The following is a 1437-nucleotide window of genomic DNA, read 5'->3' as shown; positions in this document are numbered from 1 at the left end:
GGCGCAGGGCGTTGTCGAGGACGTATACCTGTGTGTTGTCCATCGGACGGCCGATGCGGGAGCGGATTCCTCCCGATACCCGGGTACATGTGGAGTCCACGGCGCACTCGCTCGCGCCGTAGAGGTTGTAGGCGAAGACACCCGCGGCGCCCAGCTCGGCCCACAGCGACTCGTCCACCGTCTCGCCGCCGAGCGAGATCAGCCGCGGCAGGTGCCCCGGGGAACGCAGCAGCCCGGCGGACACCAGATGCGCGGCGTACAGCGGGGTCAGGTTCAGGCAGTCGATGCGGTGCGTCGTGCAGTAGCCGACCAGACGCTCTGGGTCCTGGCGGACCGCGTCATCGATCAGGTGCAGCTCGTGCCCGGCCACCATCCGCAGCAGATCCGCCCAGGCCGCGTCGAACCCGAGTGGAGCGACCAGAGCCACCGCGAGACGCCGGCCGCCGAGGGAGGCCACGGCGGGCAGCATGTAGGCGCTGTTCTGTGCATGGTGCAGATTGACCAGGTTGCGGTGGGTGACCGCGACGCCCTTGGGGCGGCCCGTGGAGCCGGACGTGTGGATGACGTAGGCGAGGTGGGTGGGCAGCAGCGGCCGCACCCGGTCCGTGTCGCCGGGGTCGTGCGAGGGGACATCGGCATCGGGCTCGTCCAGGCGCAGGACGGGGGAGGTGTAATCGCCCGGCACCAGCGCGAGGGTGTCCGCGACGGTCAGCGCCGCGAAGGGGCGCACGTCGGCGAAGAGCGCCGCGATGCGCTCCGGTGGCCAGGAGGGCTCGACCGGAAGATAGGTGCAGCCCGCCTTCATGACCCCCAGCGCGGCGACGATCGCCTCGACGGACCGGGGTACGGGAACGGCCACCGGGTCGTCGGAACCCGCCCCGAGACCGATCAGGCGGTGGGCGACGCGGTTGGCGCGCACGCTCAGTTCGCGGAAGGTGAGCCGCTGGTCCCCGAAGACGAGGGCGGTGACATCCGGATGGGCGGCCGCCTGGCGTTCGAACAGCTCGGGGACGGTCAGCTCGGGCACCGGCTCCGTCGGCCCGCTGCCCAGGGCCAGCAGGTGGGAGATTTCCTGCCCGGGCAGGACGTCGGTCCGGCCGACGAGCCGGCCCGGGTCGGTCGCCATGACCGTGAGCAGCGCCTCCACGCGGGCCACGAACTGCTCGGCCTGCGCGGCGTCGAAGACATCGGGGCGGTAGCTGATCTCCACCCGGAGGCCGTCGCCGGGAAAGGCGTCGATGCTCAGCGGGAAGTGGGTGAACCCCTCGCTCTCGTCGTCCGTGAGTTCCACCCTGAGGCCCTCGGCGCCCAGCGCGTCCTCGTCCCACGGGGAGTTCTGGAACACGACGGAGGTGTCGAAGAGTTCGTTGTGGCCGGTGTGTCGTTGGATGGTGGCGAGGTTGGTGTGGTGGTGGGGGGTGAGGGTGGCTTGGTGGT

The 1437-nt window shown here is 71.0% G+C and carries 1 protein-coding gene; it reads right to left on the bottom strand.

Translation table 11 applies throughout. The features are described 5' to 3' along the window. The coding region (locus tag ACLF6P_RS29820; protein WP_415954536.1) for an AMP-binding protein at window positions 1-1437 on the bottom strand (1437 nt) is incomplete at both ends.

Source organism: Streptomyces lothianensis, from assembly GCF_047779955.1.
GTDB lineage: Bacteria > Actinomycetota > Actinomycetes > Streptomycetales > Streptomycetaceae > Streptomyces.
This window is presented reverse-complemented; position numbering and strand designations above follow the sequence as displayed.